This is a genomic window from Anaerosporomusa subterranea (assembly GCF_001611555.1).
Classification (GTDB): domain Bacteria; phylum Bacillota; class Negativicutes; order Sporomusales; family Acetonemataceae; genus Anaerosporomusa; species Anaerosporomusa subterranea.
Genome location: NZ_LSGP01000025.1, coordinates 215,876 through 233,076 on the forward strand (window position 1 = coordinate 215,876; position 17,201 = coordinate 233,076).

Below are 17,201 nucleotides of genomic sequence, written 5' to 3' on the forward strand. Positions count from 1 at the left end.
CAAGCATAGAATGCTGATCCTTCAAAGAGCAACGCTGTCCAAGCGATAATTCTACAGACGCCGCTGATGCAGATTGACCAAACATGAGTAAAGCAAGCCCTAATAGCATGCTTCTATTAGCGTAAACTGGCAGTGATTTCACAATAGTCCCTCCAAGTTAAACTGGTTTACATTTCAATTTAGCAGTTTTAGTAAAGATTATTTAACAACCAGTACCGGGCAACGCGCAGCGTGAACAACATAGTTGCTAACACTGCCAAGAACGAGGCCCGAAATGGAGCCGAGGCCCCGGCTGCCGATAACAATAACATCATAATTATTTTGTTCTGCAAACTCTGTAATGACAATGGTTGGTGATCCAACCTCATTATATGCTTGCACTTTAACAGTGCTGGGGACGCACTTCACCCCTTCGGAAAGTATCTTTTTCGCAAACTCTTCCGGTTTAGCAACCGAGTATGTCGGAATCTTATGACCTTCGATTTGAGAGGCCAGTGGCAGTTGTTGCGATAAAACCGACACATAAAGCACACCTAGCTCAGCCCCTGCGTAGCGGGCTAATGCGATTGCATGGGCCAATGCCTTAAATGAGTTTTTAGAGCCATCAATAGGTACTAAAACTTTTTTATACATTACATCCATCTTTAGCAACTCCATTTCGAAAATATATTTTACCAAACTTTCACATTACTTCCCGCTATTAAACAGAATGACCTGTGTTAACCACGTCAGAAACAGGGGGTCGCGCCTTATACAAGGCAGCATACATGACAGGTAAAACCAGTAAGGTTAATACCGTCGCACCGGCTAATCCCGCTGCTATAGTCACGGCCATCGGACCCCAAAACATATTTGAAAAAAGCGGAATCATGCCCAAAATCGCCGCTGCCGCAGTCAGTAGAATGGGGCGGAAGCGAATGACGGTGGCATTAATAATGGCATCCCAAAGCGTGTCGCCTTCGGCCAACTGCTGATCAATCTGATCCATCAAAATAATCGTGTTGCGCATAATAATCCCGGCTAACGCCAGTATGCCCAGTTGAACGACAAATCCCATGGGGCTACCGGTTACGAAAAGACCGATAGAAACGCCGATCAGACCAAGCGGCGCAGTCAGTAAGGTTAAGATCATCTTGGGTATATTCTGCAATTGAATCATGAGAAGAATCATGATGGTAACAATCATTGCCGGTATCGTCTCGGCAATATACCCGGCAGCAGCAACACTATCTTCTTTCGTCCCATCGTATTCAATGCTGTAGCCTATAGGGAGCGTTGCACGCAAATCGTCGAGTTGGCTATAAATCTGCTCTGCGACGCTATCTCCGGTCGCACCGGGGATGATTTCCGCCTGAACATTAATCATCGGTTTTAAGTTCTGGCGGTAAACCAAACCTTCTTCCATCTCAAACGTTATTTTAGCAATTTGGTCTAGCGGCACGTACTTACCATTGCCGATATGAATATTCAAGTCCTTCATCCGCGAAGGATCTTTACGATCATGATCGGCCAAACGAAATACCATACTGATTGTTTTATCGCTTTCCCGGAATTCAGAAAGCGGTGCACCCGATACTTGTGTTTGAAGCGCGCCCGACAACGCCTGCGAAGTAACTCCCAGCATTCTGGCTTTGTCCTGATCAATTTCCAAATGCATCACTTTGCTTTTTTCATTCCAGTTGAGGTTGACGTTTTTTACATTAGGATTACGGGCCATAATCGTCTCCACTTGTTGCGCAATTTCCCGCACTTTTTCATGCTCATACCCGTTTACACGCAGCATAACCGGATAGTCGGCCGAAGGCCCGTTACCAATTACTTTTGTATGAACCTGAACGTCTGGGAAATCACTTTTCAACATTTTACTGACTTTGGCCTCCAACTGGTTGCGCGCGTTATAATCCTTAGCAACAATAATGAACTCGGAGAAATTGGGTTTATTGAAGGAAGGCTCAAAACTTAAAACAAAGCGTGGCGCTCCTTCTCCTACATGATATGTATAATAAGAAATCAATGGATCCCCATCTAGTTGTTGCGCAAACTGGCGGGCGATTTCTTCGCTATTTTTGATGGTGGCGCCTTCTTGCAGTTTCAATTGAACAATAAGCTCTGGCCGCGTAGAGGAAGGGAAAAATTCTAGTTTGATCAATCCCATCAATGCGACAGCAGCAAAAAAACAGCCTACCGTAGTCAACAAAACCACTTTGCGGTTCAACAAAAACCGATTCAATACTTGCCTAAACAGCAAATAGAATTTTGAATCGTGCACGTTTTCCGCTTGATGATTAGGTTTAATTTTGATAAACAGATAACCTAATAGTGGCGTAACCGTACCAGCTACAATCCATGATGCGAGCAGCGCGATGGTTATAACGGAGAAAATGGTAGCGCAATATTCAGATCCGCCCCCCGCAGCGAATCCGACCGGTATGAAGCCGGCGCAGGTCACTAACTCGCCAGTTAAACGTGGGTACGCAGTAGACGTGTAGGAGAAGCAAGCGGCATCGAAGCGACTCCAGCCCTGCTCAATTTTGACCATCATCGTCTCAATCGTGATAATCGCGTCATCAACTAGTAGCCCCAAAGCGATAATAAGCGCACCCAATGAAATTCTTTGCAACTCAATTCCCATGAAATTCATAAAAGTAAACACAATGGCAATGACGAACGGAATACACAAGGCAACAATAAAACCAGAGTGGATGCCCAGGCTAATGAAGCTTACAATAAGCACAATGACAATGGCTTCGACCAGGGATTTTATGAATTCGTCAATAGACGTTTTTACAACCTTTGGTTGATTAACAGTCTGATGAATTTCCATCCCGGCTGGCAACGATTTTTGAATTTGCTTAATCGTTGACTCAAGCGTTTCGCCTAGCTCCAAAATATTCCCGCCAGGTTCCATTGCTAGAGAAATGCCAACCGCCGGTTCGCCATTATAAAAGAACTTTGGGTCGTTGGGATCCGCATATGCACGCGAGATCTTGGCAATATCGCCTAGGCGAATAGTCCGTCCGTTAGCTTGAATGGGCAGATTCCGAATATCCTCCACCTTTTCAAACATCCCGGTAACGCGCAAATATATATTATCAGAGCTTGTTTCGATCATGCCGGCTGGAGTCATGGCATTTTGACTTTGAATGGCAGCGCTTATCAGATTCGGATCAATACCTAGTTGAGCTAGTTTACTGTTTTCAATTTCGATATAAATTTTTTCTTTTTGCACGCCAAGCAGATTCACTTTCTTTACACTGGACACACCTGACAAAATACGGCGGATCTTTTCGCCTTTTTCCCGCATTTCTTCATACGTGTAACCATCGCCGGTGAGCGCATAAACCACGCCATATACCTCGTCGAAGCGATCATTAAATTCCGGCGCTAACACACCTGTGGGCAGTGTGCCTTTTATGTCATTGACCATATTACGCGCTTCAACCCATTTATTGCGAATTTCTGCTTTCGGCACTGTTTCCTTCACGTTGACGTAAATAACACTGAAACCGGGCACTGAATAGCTTTTTAAGAAATCGAGTCCAGGTAAATCCTGTAGTTTTTTCTCTATTTTATCGGTAACTTGATCTTCTACTTGACGAGCTGTTGCGCCCGGCCAAGCAACAGTCACAACCATCTGCTTGATGGTAAAGTCAGGATCTTCCATGCGCCCGAGATTTTTATAGGAAGCAATACCGGCAGCAAAAAACAATATGATAAAAAACCAAACAAATTGTTTATGCTTAAGTGTCCATTCCGTTAAATTAAAGTTGCTCATAACTGTTCACCGTTAATTCTGACGGTTTGTCCTTCTCTGAATTTATGAACACCAGCGACAACAATACGCTCTCCCTGCTGCAGTCCGCCGATAACTTGAACGGTATTATCACCATACTTGCCAAGTTTAACAGGCCGTAAAGCGAGTACATTTTCCTGTACTACCCATACGCTTGGCGTGTTGCCATTCTGGTAAATAGCAGATAACGGAATGGTTATAGCTTGCTGTGCATTGTTATTGATCAGGTTGACAGATGCCGTCATGCCCAACTTCATTTCCTGCGGCGGATTTAATAAGCTAATCCGCACCTTAAAGGTACGTGTGGCTGGATCAGCCATCGGAGCAATTTCTCTTACTTTGCCATCGACAGTGCGTTCGGCTAGCGCCCAGAAAGTTACTTTGATTTGTGTGGCTTTACTCAATTCCGCAATTCGATTTTCAGGAACACTGATTTCCACTTCCCGTTCGCCATCTTGCACTACAGTGACAATGGTTTGTCCCGCGCTAACTACTTGCCCTATTTCAGCAGCAATGTTAGAGATAACGCCTGGTTTATCGGCTTGCAAGAAAGTGTAGTCCAATTGGTTAACGCCTTGTGCGTATTGCGCCGAAGTCTGCCTCACTAAGGCTACGGCTGCATCATATGCTGTAGCATATTGATCGTATGTCATACGACTGACAGCGCCGGTTTCATGCAGGTGCCGATAGCGATTAAGATTGCTTTCCGCCAATTTAAGCTGTGATTCCGCAGAATAAACTTGAGCGGAATTGCTGTTGACTGTCTGTTGAACATCTTTGGCATCGATTTGCATGAGCACATCACCAGCGTTCACTGCACTACCTAGTTGAACATTCCGCTTGGCGATTTTCCCATTCACTTGAAAAGCCAACTGACTTTCATAGCGCCCGCGCACCTCACCGGAATAGGTATAATCCTGTACATTTTTTGCAGCGCTAATCACAGCCGTTCTGGCTACCGGCATTTCTTCTACTGCTGGTTCAGACTGACCACGGTTTCCCCAAATGACTCCTCCAGCGATGGAAACACCTATAATTGTTGCAGTTAAGACATAATAGAATTTCTTTTTCGATACTTGCGCTAACCATTGTTGCATTTTTCTCCACCTTTTCCCGAATTATTTGAGTTGATATAGCGGACCACTTTCATAGGCAAAATGTGATCCTCCTTACATTTGTGTCATTTCAGGTATCGCTTTGTTGTAAGATTTTTTAGAGCATTAATTGAACGTATTCAATTAATGCTCTAAAAAAAACGCCTATTCAATTGACACATTTGAATAGCGATCTTTTTATGTAATCAAGCTTTAGCTTGTAACTTTAAATTAATTGTACCTGCTTGTGCTCCCAGTACGTTCTCAATAAACGTGCCTGCCATTTTCAACCTAGGTGATAATTGTTCCTCAGACATTTGGGCATACATCGCCTCGACTAACAAGTCTACAAATTTTAAGATGAAATCTAATGCGATTTTAGGATCAAAGACCTGAAAATGTTGCGTTCGCATTCCATCCTCAATAATTGTTGATAAACAAGTACTAATTGAAAGTTGAATTTGGCGCGTCACTTTATCTTTAATATGCACATTTTTTTCATCAAATAATGCATTAAGCAAAACACTGTCTTTATAGCGAACACTACATACCAATGAGGATATTACTAATTCGATTTTCTGAGGCGGAGTAATGCGAGTAAAGGACGGCATTGTTTTTATCATAGAAAGTACAGATGCTACGTGCCGATTGATCAAAGCCTCCAAAATCTCCTCTTTCGATTTAAAATAGTAATAAAACATGCCTTGGGCGACACCCATTTTTTTTGCGATATCACTAATCGTTGTTTTGTGGTAGCCTCTGATAAGAAATAATTGTTCAGTAGTATCTAAGATTTCCGTCATTCTAATTTGTGGATCTTGCGGAATTCTAGCCATAGCACACCTCATTAATTGAATACGTTCAATTATAACCTTTGTTGTAATTTATTGTCAAGGTTGAAATCATAATTCAGTCTTGCGAGAGATACAGCCGAACATTTTTCCTTGCCGTTCAGTGCCCTCTTTTTAGCGGGCCTCCACGTCTTAACTCGGGAATCAATACTTTTTGGTAGCAGCCCATTCCACAAGATGCGATGAATATTTCATACGGGAATAGGCCACACTATATTGAAAATTCGGAAGCAAGGAGGAATAGTTACGTTCAAAGTAAATGATTATGTCGTTTACGGTTCAATGGGAGTATGCCAGATTACAGATATTAGAAAAGATGAATATATCAATAATGACGAAACCGAGTACTATGTGTTACAGCCTGTTTACAACAATAATATGACCATTAAGACCCCTGTGAATAATCCAAATGCTTTTATGAGAGCAATCATTACAAAAGATGAAATTTTATCATTAATAGCGATGATGCCAAAGATAGATCCCATTTTGATAGATAATGGGAAACAAAGATGTGATTATTTTAAGGCTGCCCTTAAAACAGGAAAAAACGAAGAATGGGTAAAAATTATTAAGACTTTATATGAAGAGAAGAAAGCAAAATCTGTCGTTAAGAAAAAACTAACGAAGACAGATGAAGGTATTATGAATACTGCTGAAAAGCAATTGAATGAAGAATTTGCAATAGCGTTAAACATTTCACCCGACGAGGTTCTTTCCTATATTCTTGAACATATTCCAGAATAATACATACTCTAGACTGAGCTGCGTATCACCTCTAACAGAGAATTAATGATTATACTGGACAGGGTTCAAGTTCGGGACTCTCCCCATAGAGATGAAGTCCATGCAGGGCGTACAACTCAAGTCTTCTAGCGATTTCGCAAGAAGGCTTTTTCAGTTCTCTCTTGTTTTCTTGCCATAACCTTCACCCCCTAAGAAGACTCTATCACCTCTTCATTTCAAAACAGCTTCCCTGTCCCTGCGTTTTTCCCTGTTTGTCCTCTGGTCGCTGCCGGAAATCGAACATATCGGCCAGGTTGACCAGCTGGTTTGTGCGCTTCAAAGTGCCGGTATGACAACAATCGATTCAGAAGAAGTCTCTCTGGAAAAATACAGCACGAGTTATGCGAAATGCGATTGGTTAGCTTAATTGATATAAGCCATTGCTTTACCCAGCAGATAAAAAAAACTCATTTATAGCTGTTATGAGGAATCGTACAAATTTTGCAGAACAGAACGCGGGAGGGAATCTAGTTGGAATCAAAAATCATCGACGGTATTCTTACAGTTAAAGTCAACATGATCCAAGCGGTAGCTTTAGCTATGATGGTGTTTTATCTCGGTCATGCCATCCGCAACAGATTAGCATTTCTACAGCAGTTTAGTATCCCAGCCCCGGTTGTCGGCGGCTTGCTGTTTGCGTTGTTAGCATCGATTCTTCGTTTGACAGGCATACTTGCTCTTGATATTGACAGCACGTTGCAAACTACACTAATGCTTATGTTTTTTACTACAATCGGCATAGGCGCCAGCCTTGTTCTTTTGCGCAAAGGCGGAATGCCGCTGGTAATTTTTTTCTTTCTAACTTGTGTATTGGCAGTTGGACAAAATGTCCTTGGTATATTTTTAGCAAAACTGACCGGTATTGATCCACTGCTTGGTATTATTGCCGGCGCAGTTACACTAATGGGTGGCCTTGGTACAGGCGGCGCGTTTGGTCCTTTGTTTGAGGAATGGGGTGTCACTGGCGCAACCACTGCCGCAATAGCCAGTGCGACGTTTGGCATGGTTGCCGGCAACCTAATGGGTGGACCATTCGGAGAATGGTGCATCAAGCGATATAAGGTTACGACTCCCGCGCAGCAAGGGGTTAGCATGAAAGAAGGGGAAGTCTTCTATGCTGAAGAGGAGGCTGCTGTCACCGGCGAATTGCTGATGATAAACCTCGGATATATTGTGGTAGCTATGGGCTTTGGTTCTATTCTCAGTTTTTATTTTACTAAAATGGGGATTACACTGCCGGCTTATATCGGGGCATGCTGATAGCATGTATTATCCGCAACGTCGCCGACTTTTCCAACTCCTTTGAGATCGATGGAAAAGCAGTGGATATCATTTCCGACATTTTCTCTATCTCTTTATATCACCATGGCAATAAATAACTTAAAGCTGTGGGAACTCATCAACCTTGCTGTTCCGCTTCTGATCATCCTCATCGGACAGATCATCCTGATGTTTTTCTTCTGCTGGCTGGTTGTATTCTTTCTGATGGGTCGCGATTACGAGGCTACAATGCTGTCTGTCGGTATGATAGGCTTTGGCATGGGTGCTGTACCGAATGCACTTGTTAACATGCAGGCTCTCAGCCAAAAATATGGTCCTTCGCCAAACGCCTTCTTTTTAGTGCCACTAGTAGGCGCATTCTTAATAGACTTTGTTAATGCGCTAATTATCACTGGTATGGCTAGTCTGTTTAGATAGTGAGTTAGCCAAAAGGGGCTGCCAAAGAACGGGGTTTGCAGAAAGTGGCCCCTTCGCGGGGACAGCATCGCTATTTATCCTCGCGGTAAACCACGCCGTCCTTCATAACGAAGTTAACTTTCTCGGTGACGGAAATGTCTTCAAACGGGTTTCCGGGCATAGCGACCAAATCAGCACGCTTGCCGACAATGATGCTGCCGGTATTCAGCTCAAGCATCTCCGCCGCCACCGACGTCCCCGCTTTCAGCGCCCTTAAAGGCGAGATCCCGTTACGAACCATCTCGGAAAACTCCGTCGCCCCATTTACCGAAAAATCAAATGTTCCCAAATCGGTGCCCAAAGCTATTCTTACGTCACTTTTGGCTAGATTATTGGCGCATTCGAGAATTTTGCCGGCATATTTGACGTTTTTCTCGCGCGTCCATTCCGGCACATACATATTGAGATTGCCCTTGGCAGTTTCCCTGGCGTTGGCCACCACCGCGATCTGCGTCGGCACCATATATATGCCTTTTTGCGCCAGCATCTCCAGCGTCGAAACCGATGACAGGCTGCCGTGCTCGATCGATCGCACCCCGGCGATCGCCGCCCGGTGGACGGCTTCATCTCCGTAGGCATGGACAAGCACGTGTTTGCCAAGGTCCCTCGCCGCCGCCACCAGCGCGTTCATCTCTTCCTGCGAATATGATACATCATCCGGCCCGTCGCTCGGCGACATAAAGCCGCCGCTGCCGGCAACCTTAATCCACTCGGCGCCGTGGCTCACTTCGCTGTGAACGACGCGCTTCACCTCGATCACGCCCTCAGCGACCGACACCTGCTGCATGGTGATGCCGTTCCGCAACAGCCCACTGAAGTCGAAGTGCCCGCCCACCGCGGATATCATGTGGCCGCCGTGGACGATTCGTGGTCCTCGAATGTCTCCGGCTTCGACCGCCTTTTTCAGTTCGGCCACTACCCAAGCATTGATACTGAAATCGCCGGCGTCGCGCACGGTCGTAAAGCCGTTATTCAGAACCTTTTCGCAGGCCGACACACCGGCGAGAGCCAAAGCGGCGTCGTTCAATGACGCCAGATTCGCCACCACTTTAGGGCCGCCGGTGAGGTGAATGTGGGTATCGATAAAGCCCGGCATGACAAATCTCGTGGACAAGTCGATTATTTTTGCCCCTTCTGGCCGTATAACGCTTTTACCTATTTCGGCGATTTTTCCGTCGACAACGAGGATTTCGACGTACCCCTGCGGCCTATTGGCCAATCCGTCCCAATAATCTCCCGCCAGGATAACGGTGGTTTGACCGGGTGCCGCCATTCCGGCGCAAGTGGCAGACAGCATTACCAGTACCAGCAGTAAACTAATGATAATTCGCATCATTTTTTCATCCTTTCCGAATCCAAAATACAGATCAGAACTTATAGGCGACAATGAGCACACCGAAGTTTCCATGCATGCGGTTATGGTCCTGGACGTCATGCAATTTCCTCATCGAACACGCGAAAGTTGAGTTATTAATTTATTGATATAGTTACCGGGTTGCCCGAGCCTATCTGCCTCGTACTAGGTGTACAGGTGCCTACATTACTCGTAATTTGATAGGTTGCTGTCGGCATTATGTTGGTTGTATACCGCATATTCATGTTTGGTGTCAAAGGTACCCGGACTGAATACCCACTACAGGTAAATTGTATATAGGTAGCGTTGACTGAATTATCGCTGATTGTAATGAAAAAATAGTTGCCGGAATTTGCTGTTAAGCGTGCCGTTTTACTTTGTCCCGCTGAAATTGTGCCGGATGTGCTTGAAGTACCCGGCATAGTTACCGTATAACTATAAGCTATGCCTGAAGTCAGTCCGTTAATTGTCACTTTCCCATCGTCAGCTGTTGGCTGCGTAAGCGTTGTTCCGCCGTCAGTCAGGGAAACGGTGGCGCCGCCGAGATAATCGCCTTTTTCGTCAACTACCGTGAACGTGCTGCTGGTTGATCCATTTCCCGCCAACGTAATGGTGGCGATACCTGTTGTCCCTGTCCAGGTAATGGTACCCGAAGTATCATTATACCCTGTTACACTGGCGATTACCGATGTCGCGCTTGTGGCTATGTTGTTTACCAACGCTTGGCCACTTGCATCAGTTATTCCCGTGTAGGTTGTTCCGCTAACGCTAAGGCTATAAGACGTATTGGCCAATAGGGTTCCTGCACTATCCTTCAGCGTCACTGTGAGTGTTCCCCTTTGACGCGTCAAGATCAGACCGCTCGTGCTTGTTTTTCCTTCGCTTATCTCGACGCTGGAGGTACTACTGGCAGTATAGTCTGCTAAAGAAGCTGATACCGTATAGCTCCCCGCTGCAATCCCGCCTATTATGGCCACACCATTCGTACCCGTTGTTCCGGTTGCCACGGTGGTAGTACCAGACAAGACTTTTACCGTAGCTCCGCCCAAAACTGTACCACTGTCATCTGTAACTACGGCACGGATATTGCCACCACTCGTTGGCAGCAGGATGGTTACATCACTTGTCTTGCCAGCTGTTATTGAAACCGCTTCACTTGCCATGGAATTGCCTTGGTATGCAGCCGTAAAGGTATACGTTCCTGGAGGTAAATTCGTAAAGGTCGCAAATCCATTTGCATTTGTTGTCATTGATACGCTAAAGGATGATGTGGGACTGCTGCTTTCTGTTGCGACAACAGTAGCTCCGCTAATGCCTACAGAATGGGCATCCAGCACGGTTACCTTTGCGCCTCCGCTAACTACGTCCAAGCTTACATTTGCGGGAACAGTTGTATCTTTGGCTACCATTATGGCGTCGTTTGTTTTACCATAACTGCCATACGTCACGTTGACTGTATAGCTTCCTACTGCCAAGCCGCTGATCGTTGCGATACCGCTGTTATCAGTAACAACAGCCGTTCCCACTGCAGCACCGTTCTGATAGGCTTGCACAGTTGCGCCAACAATAGCCGTATTGCTATGACTATTCGTGACGGTAGTCTTAATACTGCCTCGATAGGCAACAAACTTCGTCCAGGTTTCCGTCTTAATATCATTCTCCCGTTCCACCAATTGCAAAAGCTTATCACTTAAATCGTAGGGGCCATCTTCTTTTGCTTGACCTTTATTACGCGACATTGCCATGGTATCCGCCAGTTGGTATGTAATAAGTGCATAAGGATCATGGTTTAAGTTAGAACAACGATACCCCAGTTCCAGGTTAAAACGGGGGGAAAATTGCATAGTCGTGCGTAGCTGATAACCACGTTCATCATCCTTATGCTTATTATCGTAGTAATAGCCTTTAACAAATGCCTTTAGCCACCGGGCATGGGTAAAAGACGTGCCCAGTTCAAAATCTACGCCATCAACAGCCCGGATATAGGAATAGAGAATTCCGTTGTTTTGGTAATTGACGTTTGCTAATTTATCACCTGTTATCGGATGATAGACGTTAAAGCGATATTCGCTTAACTTATTAAAATATTCGCCACCTAACCCAATACGAGCCAGATTGTACTTAAAGCCGTAGTCATAGAAAAGGTTCATTCCCAGCAGGCTTTGCCTGTCCGGAGCAAGATTACGCCAGCCTAATCCAAAATTGAACGTCGAAGCGTCTTCACTACGGGCGTAACGGCCCTGCCAGAACCAGTGGTCGCCAGGATTGTTGTTCCGCTCGCCAAAGGGCTGGATTGTTTCCAGGGAATATGTTGGCTTAAAATCTTCACTGATATAAAAATTTAAAGTTGTTGTTTTCAGCCATTCCGGCCCCTCGGACTTGCCCTCCTGCAAATAGTAGGACAGCAGTTGGTTGCCAAACTGAAACATTTTATCTTGATCGGTAGTTTTATTTTTGCTAGAGGCTTCTATTTTTCTTGGCACTAAGACCGTTTGAGGAGTCTGGGATTTATCTAACTTTAGTACGATTGTAGCATCCTGTGATGCAGCCTGTTCTTGGGTAACTGCGGTTTTCTCTGCTGTATTAGCAGCCTGTGCCGTAGGAAGCACCAAATTAGTTAACACCAGTAGCCAAACAAGGATGTTAGTCAAATTTTTTTGTACCTGTCGTACCAAGATCATGTAGAAACGCCTCCTAAAATGTCCAGCCGAATCCACTTATAAATCGTAATATTTAGGCAAAAGACCCATTCGCTTTTATCACAATTTAGCACACCTGCCATTAAATGTTAATTATCCAAATAGATAGAATTTTTTATCCATTTGGATAATGACTCAGCAATTACGCGATTTTGCGCCAGTTCCATTTTCTCATTGGTATTTCTTGTATCCTTGAGTTGTTAACAATTACCGGGTATACTGGTGTTAAAATATACCTATTTTCAGGAGAAATTATGAATTTTTTTACCAGCAAAAAACCAGTGCTCTTTCTCACACTGGTTTTACTCCCTTTGCTTTTTGTCTATCTGCTAACCGTCATTCCTTTATCATCCGTAAAAGTTCCCAAAATCCGTCAGGGCATTTTGGATCTAAGCGATTGGGATTTTGAGCAAGATGGCATTGTCCCGTTGGACGGCGAATGGGAATTTTACTGGAATCAACTTCTCACCTACCAGGACTTTCACAACGGTACCCCCCAGAAAAGTTACGTCACTGTGCCCAGCATGTGGAATTATTATACTATTGACGGGTTCAACCCGCCTGGGTACGGATATGGCACCTATCGGTTAAAAATAAAAACAGCCGCTGCCGATCCGCAAAAAGCGGTAAAGATGACCACCATCTTCACCGCCTACAAACTCATGGTCAATAACGCCGTTGTGGCGGAGAACGGCGTTGTCAGCACTGACACCCAATCGTATTCTCCTGAATTCAAGCCGCAAATGGCAGTATTCAAAACTGACGCTGCCGAGTTTGAAGTCATTGTCCAAGTAGCCAACTTTACCTACGCTCGCGGCGGCTTAGGCTACTCCATCTATCTGGGAACCGCTCCGCAAATCGCCGCCTGGCACGAAAATAAACGGCAAATCGATGTTTTCCTGTTAGGTGCTATTTCTATCACTATCCTGTACCATGCCGCTTTTTATGTATTGCGGAGGCGCTGCAACAACCTCGCTGAATTATATTTTATACTGATTATGCTGATATTTGCCGGCATTATCGCTTTTGAAGACGAATGTATTATCCTGAGTATCTTTCCCACCTTGAGCTTTGATTGGATTATATTTTTCGAATATGCAACCCGTTACTGGGGTGCAGCGGCTTTTGCACTCTTCATGCACGAATTGTATCCAGAGGAATGTTCCCGGCGGATTCGAAACCTCCTTGTGGCCATATCCGCCTTTTGTACATTGGTTTCTCTGGTAACCTCCATCGGTTTTTATACGCAATTTGCTATGCTGATTGAACTTCTTCTCGGCGCTGTCGCCTTATACTATACCTATGTAGCTTGGGTGGCGGTCACCAGAAAGAGAACCGGCGCCGTCTTGCTGTTTGGTACCATTGTATTTTCCATCGGCGCCTTTATCTTTGACACCACATATTTTTGGAACATCCACAACAAAAAACATATCGCCGTCTTTCCCCTCATCAGCTTTATCCTCATTTTCGTCCAGTCCTTCATTTTATCCCAGCGATTTTCTGCTTCCTTCACCAAAATCGAAGCGCTGTCCAAAAAGCTCTTATCGCTAGACAAAATAAAGGATGCCTTTTTGGCCAATACCTCCCACGAACTGAGGACACCGCTCCACGGCATGATTTCGGTAACCCAATCGGTACTGGAAGACGCCGCCAACACTTTACCGCAAAAATGCCAGGAAAACCTTTCGCTGGTAGTATCCAGCGGCCAACGCCTGGCCACTCTCATTAATGACATATTGGATTACGAAAAAGTCAAATACGGCGATATCTCCCTGCACAAGCAGGCCGTCGATATCCGTCAAGTCATTCCGGCGACATTGGAAGTAAGCAAATATCTGGCTTTTTCTAAACCAATCACGCTAACCAGCAACCTCCACAGCGACCTTCCCCTTATCGAGGCTGATGAAAATCGCTTGATCCAGATCATCTATAATCTGCTCGGCAACGCCATCAAGTTTACCGAACAGGGCACAATCACCATCGCCGCCGTGCAAACCGAAAACATGGTAGAAATCAGCGTAACCGATACCGGGATCGGCATCCCCCCGGATAAAATCCCCGATATCTTTAAATCGTTTGAACAGCTAGAAACAATTTCAGGGGGACAATATAGCGATACCGGATTAGGTCTAAGCATCACAAAATACTTGGTAGAGATTCACGGCGGCAGCATCTGGGCAACTTCCGAGCCGGGCCAAGGCTCTACCCTGACTTTCAGCATGCCGATAAGTCATGCTCAGCCAAAAGCCGGCCAACCCTTACCCATTCTGTCAGGTAAACCAGGCACCCAGCTACCCCACTCGCGGTTAGAAACCCCCGCATTCTTTCCCCAAGATGGCGAATTCACTATCTTATTTGTCGATGATGATTTTGCCAACTTACAGTTTCTCCTCAACATTGCGGCGGCCGAGCATTATTCTGCCATTGCCGTTGCCAGTGGTAAAGAAGCGTTAGAAGTACTGGCTCAAAACAAAACCATTGATCTTGTCATTCTCGATATCATGCTGCCCGTTATGTCCGGTTACGAGGTATGCCGCAAGCTGCGGGAAGATTATTCGCTGTTTGAATTGCCTGTGCTGATGATGACGGCACAGCACTCTGCCGACAGCATGCTGACTGGATTTGCGGCAGGGGCCAATGATTTTTTGAGCAAACCGTTAAACCCCAGCGAATTAAAAGCCCGCATGAAAACCCTCCTCCAGTTGAAAAAATCAGTCAGTCAGGCCATCCAAGCCGAAATGGCCTTTTTACAGGCCCAAATCAAACCCCATTTTCTTTATAACGCCCTCAATACCATCATGTCGTTCTGCTGGACGGACGCCGAAAAAGCCGGCCAGCTGCTGCTTGCTTTGAGCGACTACTTGCGCGGCAGCTTTAATTTTGGCAATGTGAACCAATTCAGTACCTTGGAAAAGGAACTTGAATTTGTCGATTCGTACCTGGCCATCGAAAAATCGCGGTTTGAAGAGAAACTCAGTTGCCAGTACCATATTACCGTCCCGCCAGGCAGCGTAAAAATTCTCACCCTGGTAATCCAGCCACTGGTGGAAAACGCTATAAAACATGGCATACTACCCAAAAAAGACGGTGGCAATGTCGTCATCTCTGCTGCCCGGCAGCAGTCCAAAGTTGTCATCACCATTCAAGATGACGGCGTCGGCATTCCGCAAGACAAGCTCGACAGCCTGCTAGCCGGTCCAACAGGCAAAAGCATAGGTCTTATCAATATAAACCGCCGGCTGAAGCGCCTTTATGGACACGGTTTGGAAATTGTCAGCAAAGTGAATAGCGGAACGATTGTGAGCATTACCATTCCTGACGAAAGGAAGGAACCATAATATGATAAGAACGGTACTCGTAGATGACGAACGGCCTGCCTTGAAAGCGCTGGAGCATTTGCTCAGCCAATATCCCAACGTTGAAATTGCCGGATCATTTACCGATATAGAGAAGGCCTTGAAGCTAATAAAGAGCGGCAATATTCATCTCTTGTTTTTAGATATCGACATGCCTAAACAAAACGGCATCGAATTTGCAAAAAAAATACACCGCCAAAACAGCAATATTGAAATTGTTTTTGTTACGGCCTACCAGCAATTTGCCGTCGATGCCTTTGAAGTTAAGGCCATTGACTATGTTATGAAACCAGTATCCAAAAAAAGACTGGACAGCACCATTGAGCGCCTGGCGCGAAACAGCCAGGCCGTAAATTGCTTGGCTGTCAGCCAGAACCAAACCGATTTTCTAAACCAGTTGCTTACCAAAACAAACATTGACCCGGAAGCTGCCCTTCTGCAAGCCGCCGAACTAGGGATCAATTTTGCCAAACCTTTTTCCATTTACTTTCTGCTGCCGATTGAAGGGAACAAACAAGCACGCACGTCCTTCATTAGTAAACTAGTTTCCGATCCCGGTTTTATGGCTTGGGAAACACCCCACGGAATTGGCATTTTAGACTATACCATTACCGCTCCCAACAATGCCAAAGAGCTCGAACTGGCAAATGCCGAAACCATCAAAACAATCGCCGCCGGCTATTTCCCAGAAAAAAAAGTCATACTTGGCATCGCGGAATATAACCCCAACCTGGAATCCTTTGCCGACCGCTATGTACAAGCCCGCAACACTGCAGTTATCGCCGCCCGCATGGTTGCCCACTCAGCGGTTTACCACTTCCTCGACAGCTGCTTCCTGCCTGTTTTGGACCAATACATTAATAATCATAACCGCGATGTGCTGATTGATCGCACCATCGGCAAAATTCTTGAATACGACCGGCTAAACTCCACCGACCTGTTTCCCACTATGGAGCAAATTTTTTTCAACAACAGCTTGCAGGAAGGAGCAAATACCCTATTTGTCCATTATAAAACTATCGTTTTCCGCAAACAGAGCATTGAAAAAGTACTGGGAATCTCCCTAAACTCGTTTTCCGGCCGCACCATGCTGGGCGTCGCCCTAACCATTTACTATCTGAAAAACATCCCCGTCCTCAGCGACGACTGATAGCCAACTGCTTATACTCCTTCCTATAGCCGTGTTTTCCGTTTTACTTCTTTGTGCGGTGTATGGTGCGGTTAATACTGCCGAATTTATCGTCGAACATCTGCTGCCGGATTAAGGTACCGGAGAATATAGAACCATGCCGCTATTTTAGTCCCCTGAACATACAAGAGCTTCTACCAAATACAGAAATATTTGGCAGAAGCTCTACTTTTATCGCCGTTACCAATGATACGGTTCTCCGTATCGGGTAAAACAGTGCAGGAAAAAGAGCAATGAAAACTGCGCCCTCATCGCCCGCAATTTTTAATGGACTAAGTTAGGACTAAGCACGACCTGAATCACGGGGGATGGTCCTTTGTCTTTATACTATTTACATCCAAACAA

General features: G+C 45.3%; 9 protein-coding genes and 1 pseudogene. 4 read left to right on the forward strand and 6 right to left on the reverse strand.

Annotated elements, in window-relative coordinates:
• Positions 1-198: 198 nt before the first annotated feature.
• The 4 genes from AXX12_RS15975 to AXX12_RS15990 all read right to left on the reverse strand — a co-directional run bounded on the left by AXX12_RS15975 (position 199) and on the right by AXX12_RS15990 (position 5,723).
• Positions 199-642 carry a universal stress protein gene (locus AXX12_RS15975; RefSeq protein WP_197470760.1) on the reverse strand — a complete coding sequence of 148 codons (444 nt, stop codon included), beginning with the start codon at positions 640-642 and terminating at the stop codon, positions 199-201.
• Positions 643-700: 58 nt separating this feature from the next.
• On the reverse strand, positions 701-3,775 hold the full coding sequence (locus tag AXX12_RS15980) for an efflux RND transporter permease subunit (protein WP_066244903.1): 3,075 nt from the start codon (positions 3,773-3,775) through the stop codon (positions 701-703).
• Entirely contained in the window at positions 3,772-4,890 is a 1,119-nt protein-coding gene (locus AXX12_RS15985) for an efflux RND transporter periplasmic adaptor subunit (protein WP_066244905.1), read from the reverse strand. Before AXX12_RS15985 ends, AXX12_RS15980 begins: the two co-directional genes overlap by 4 nt.
• 203 nt (positions 4,891-5,093) lie before the next feature.
• Complete coding sequence (locus AXX12_RS15990; protein WP_066244906.1) at positions 5,094-5,723, reverse strand: TetR/AcrR family transcriptional regulator; 630 nt, start codon at positions 5,721-5,723, stop codon at positions 5,094-5,096.
• Between the two features lie 231 nt (positions 5,724-5,954).
• On the opposite strand from AXX12_RS15990, the gene AXX12_RS15995 reads away from it, so the two are divergent.
• Both AXX12_RS15995 and gltS read left to right on the forward strand, forming a co-directional pair.
• The gene (locus tag AXX12_RS15995) at positions 5,955-6,482 is read left to right on the forward strand and encodes a CarD family transcriptional regulator (RefSeq protein ID WP_197470761.1); all 528 of its coding nucleotides are present in this window, start codon (positions 5,955-5,957) and stop codon (positions 6,480-6,482) included.
• 555 nt (positions 6,483-7,037) lie between these two features.
• A pseudogene (gltS, locus tag AXX12_RS19905) lies at positions 7,038-8,219 on the forward strand (sodium/glutamate symporter).
• Between the two features lie 70 nt (positions 8,220-8,289).
• Here the strand turns inward: gltS and AXX12_RS16005 are convergent.
• Both AXX12_RS16005 and AXX12_RS16010 read right to left on the reverse strand, forming a co-directional pair.
• Positions 8,290-9,594 (reverse strand): metal-dependent hydrolase family protein, encoded by a 1,305-nt coding sequence (locus AXX12_RS16005; protein ID WP_197470764.1) that lies wholly within the window; start codon positions 9,592-9,594, stop codon positions 8,290-8,292.
• 134 nt (positions 9,595-9,728) lie between these two features.
• Positions 9,729-12,293 (reverse strand): carboxypeptidase regulatory-like domain-containing protein, encoded by a 2,565-nt coding sequence (locus AXX12_RS16010; RefSeq protein ID WP_066244907.1) that lies wholly within the window; start codon positions 12,291-12,293, stop codon positions 9,729-9,731.
• A gap of 272 nt (positions 12,294-12,565) precedes the next feature.
• Here AXX12_RS16010 and AXX12_RS16015 point away from each other — a divergent pair, with 272 nt between their 5' ends.
• Positions 12,566-15,649, forward strand: coding sequence for an ATP-binding protein (locus AXX12_RS16015; RefSeq protein WP_066244908.1), 3,084 nt, complete (start codon positions 12,566-12,568; stop codon positions 15,647-15,649).
• Position 15,650: 1 nt separating this feature from the next.
• Positions 15,651-16,817: a response regulator gene (locus AXX12_RS16020; RefSeq protein WP_066244910.1), complete on the forward strand. Its 1,167-nt coding sequence runs from the start codon at positions 15,651-15,653 to the stop codon at positions 16,815-16,817.
• Positions 16,818-17,201: the final 384 nt, after the last annotated feature.

What these genes read in the sequence shown, in the direction of transcription:
- AXX12_RS16010 (WP_066244907.1), bottom strand. Translation starts at nt 12,293, where the DNA reads ATGATCTTGGTACGACAGGTACAAAAAAATTTGACTAACATCCTTGTT.
- AXX12_RS16020 (WP_066244910.1), top strand. Translation starts at nt 15,651, where the DNA reads ATGATAAGAACGGTACTCGTAGATGACGAACGGCCTGCCTTGAAAGCG.
- AXX12_RS15980 (WP_066244903.1), bottom strand. Translation starts at nt 3,775, where the DNA reads ATGAGCAACTTTAATTTAACGGAATGGACACTTAAGCATAAACAATTT.
- AXX12_RS15990 (WP_066244906.1), bottom strand. Translation starts at nt 5,723, where the DNA reads ATGGCTAGAATTCCGCAAGATCCACAAATTAGAATGACGGAAATCTTA.
- AXX12_RS16015 (WP_066244908.1), top strand. Translation starts at nt 12,566, where the DNA reads ATGAATTTTTTTACCAGCAAAAAACCAGTGCTCTTTCTCACACTGGTT.
- AXX12_RS15975 (WP_197470760.1), bottom strand. Translation starts at nt 642, where the DNA reads ATGGATGTAATGTATAAAAAAGTTTTAGTACCTATTGATGGCTCTAAA.
- AXX12_RS16005 (WP_197470764.1), bottom strand. Translation starts at nt 9,594, where the DNA reads ATGATGCGAATTATCATTAGTTTACTGCTGGTACTGGTAATGCTGTCT.
- AXX12_RS15985 (WP_066244905.1), bottom strand. Translation starts at nt 4,890, where the DNA reads ATGCAACAATGGTTAGCGCAAGTATCGAAAAAGAAATTCTATTATGTC.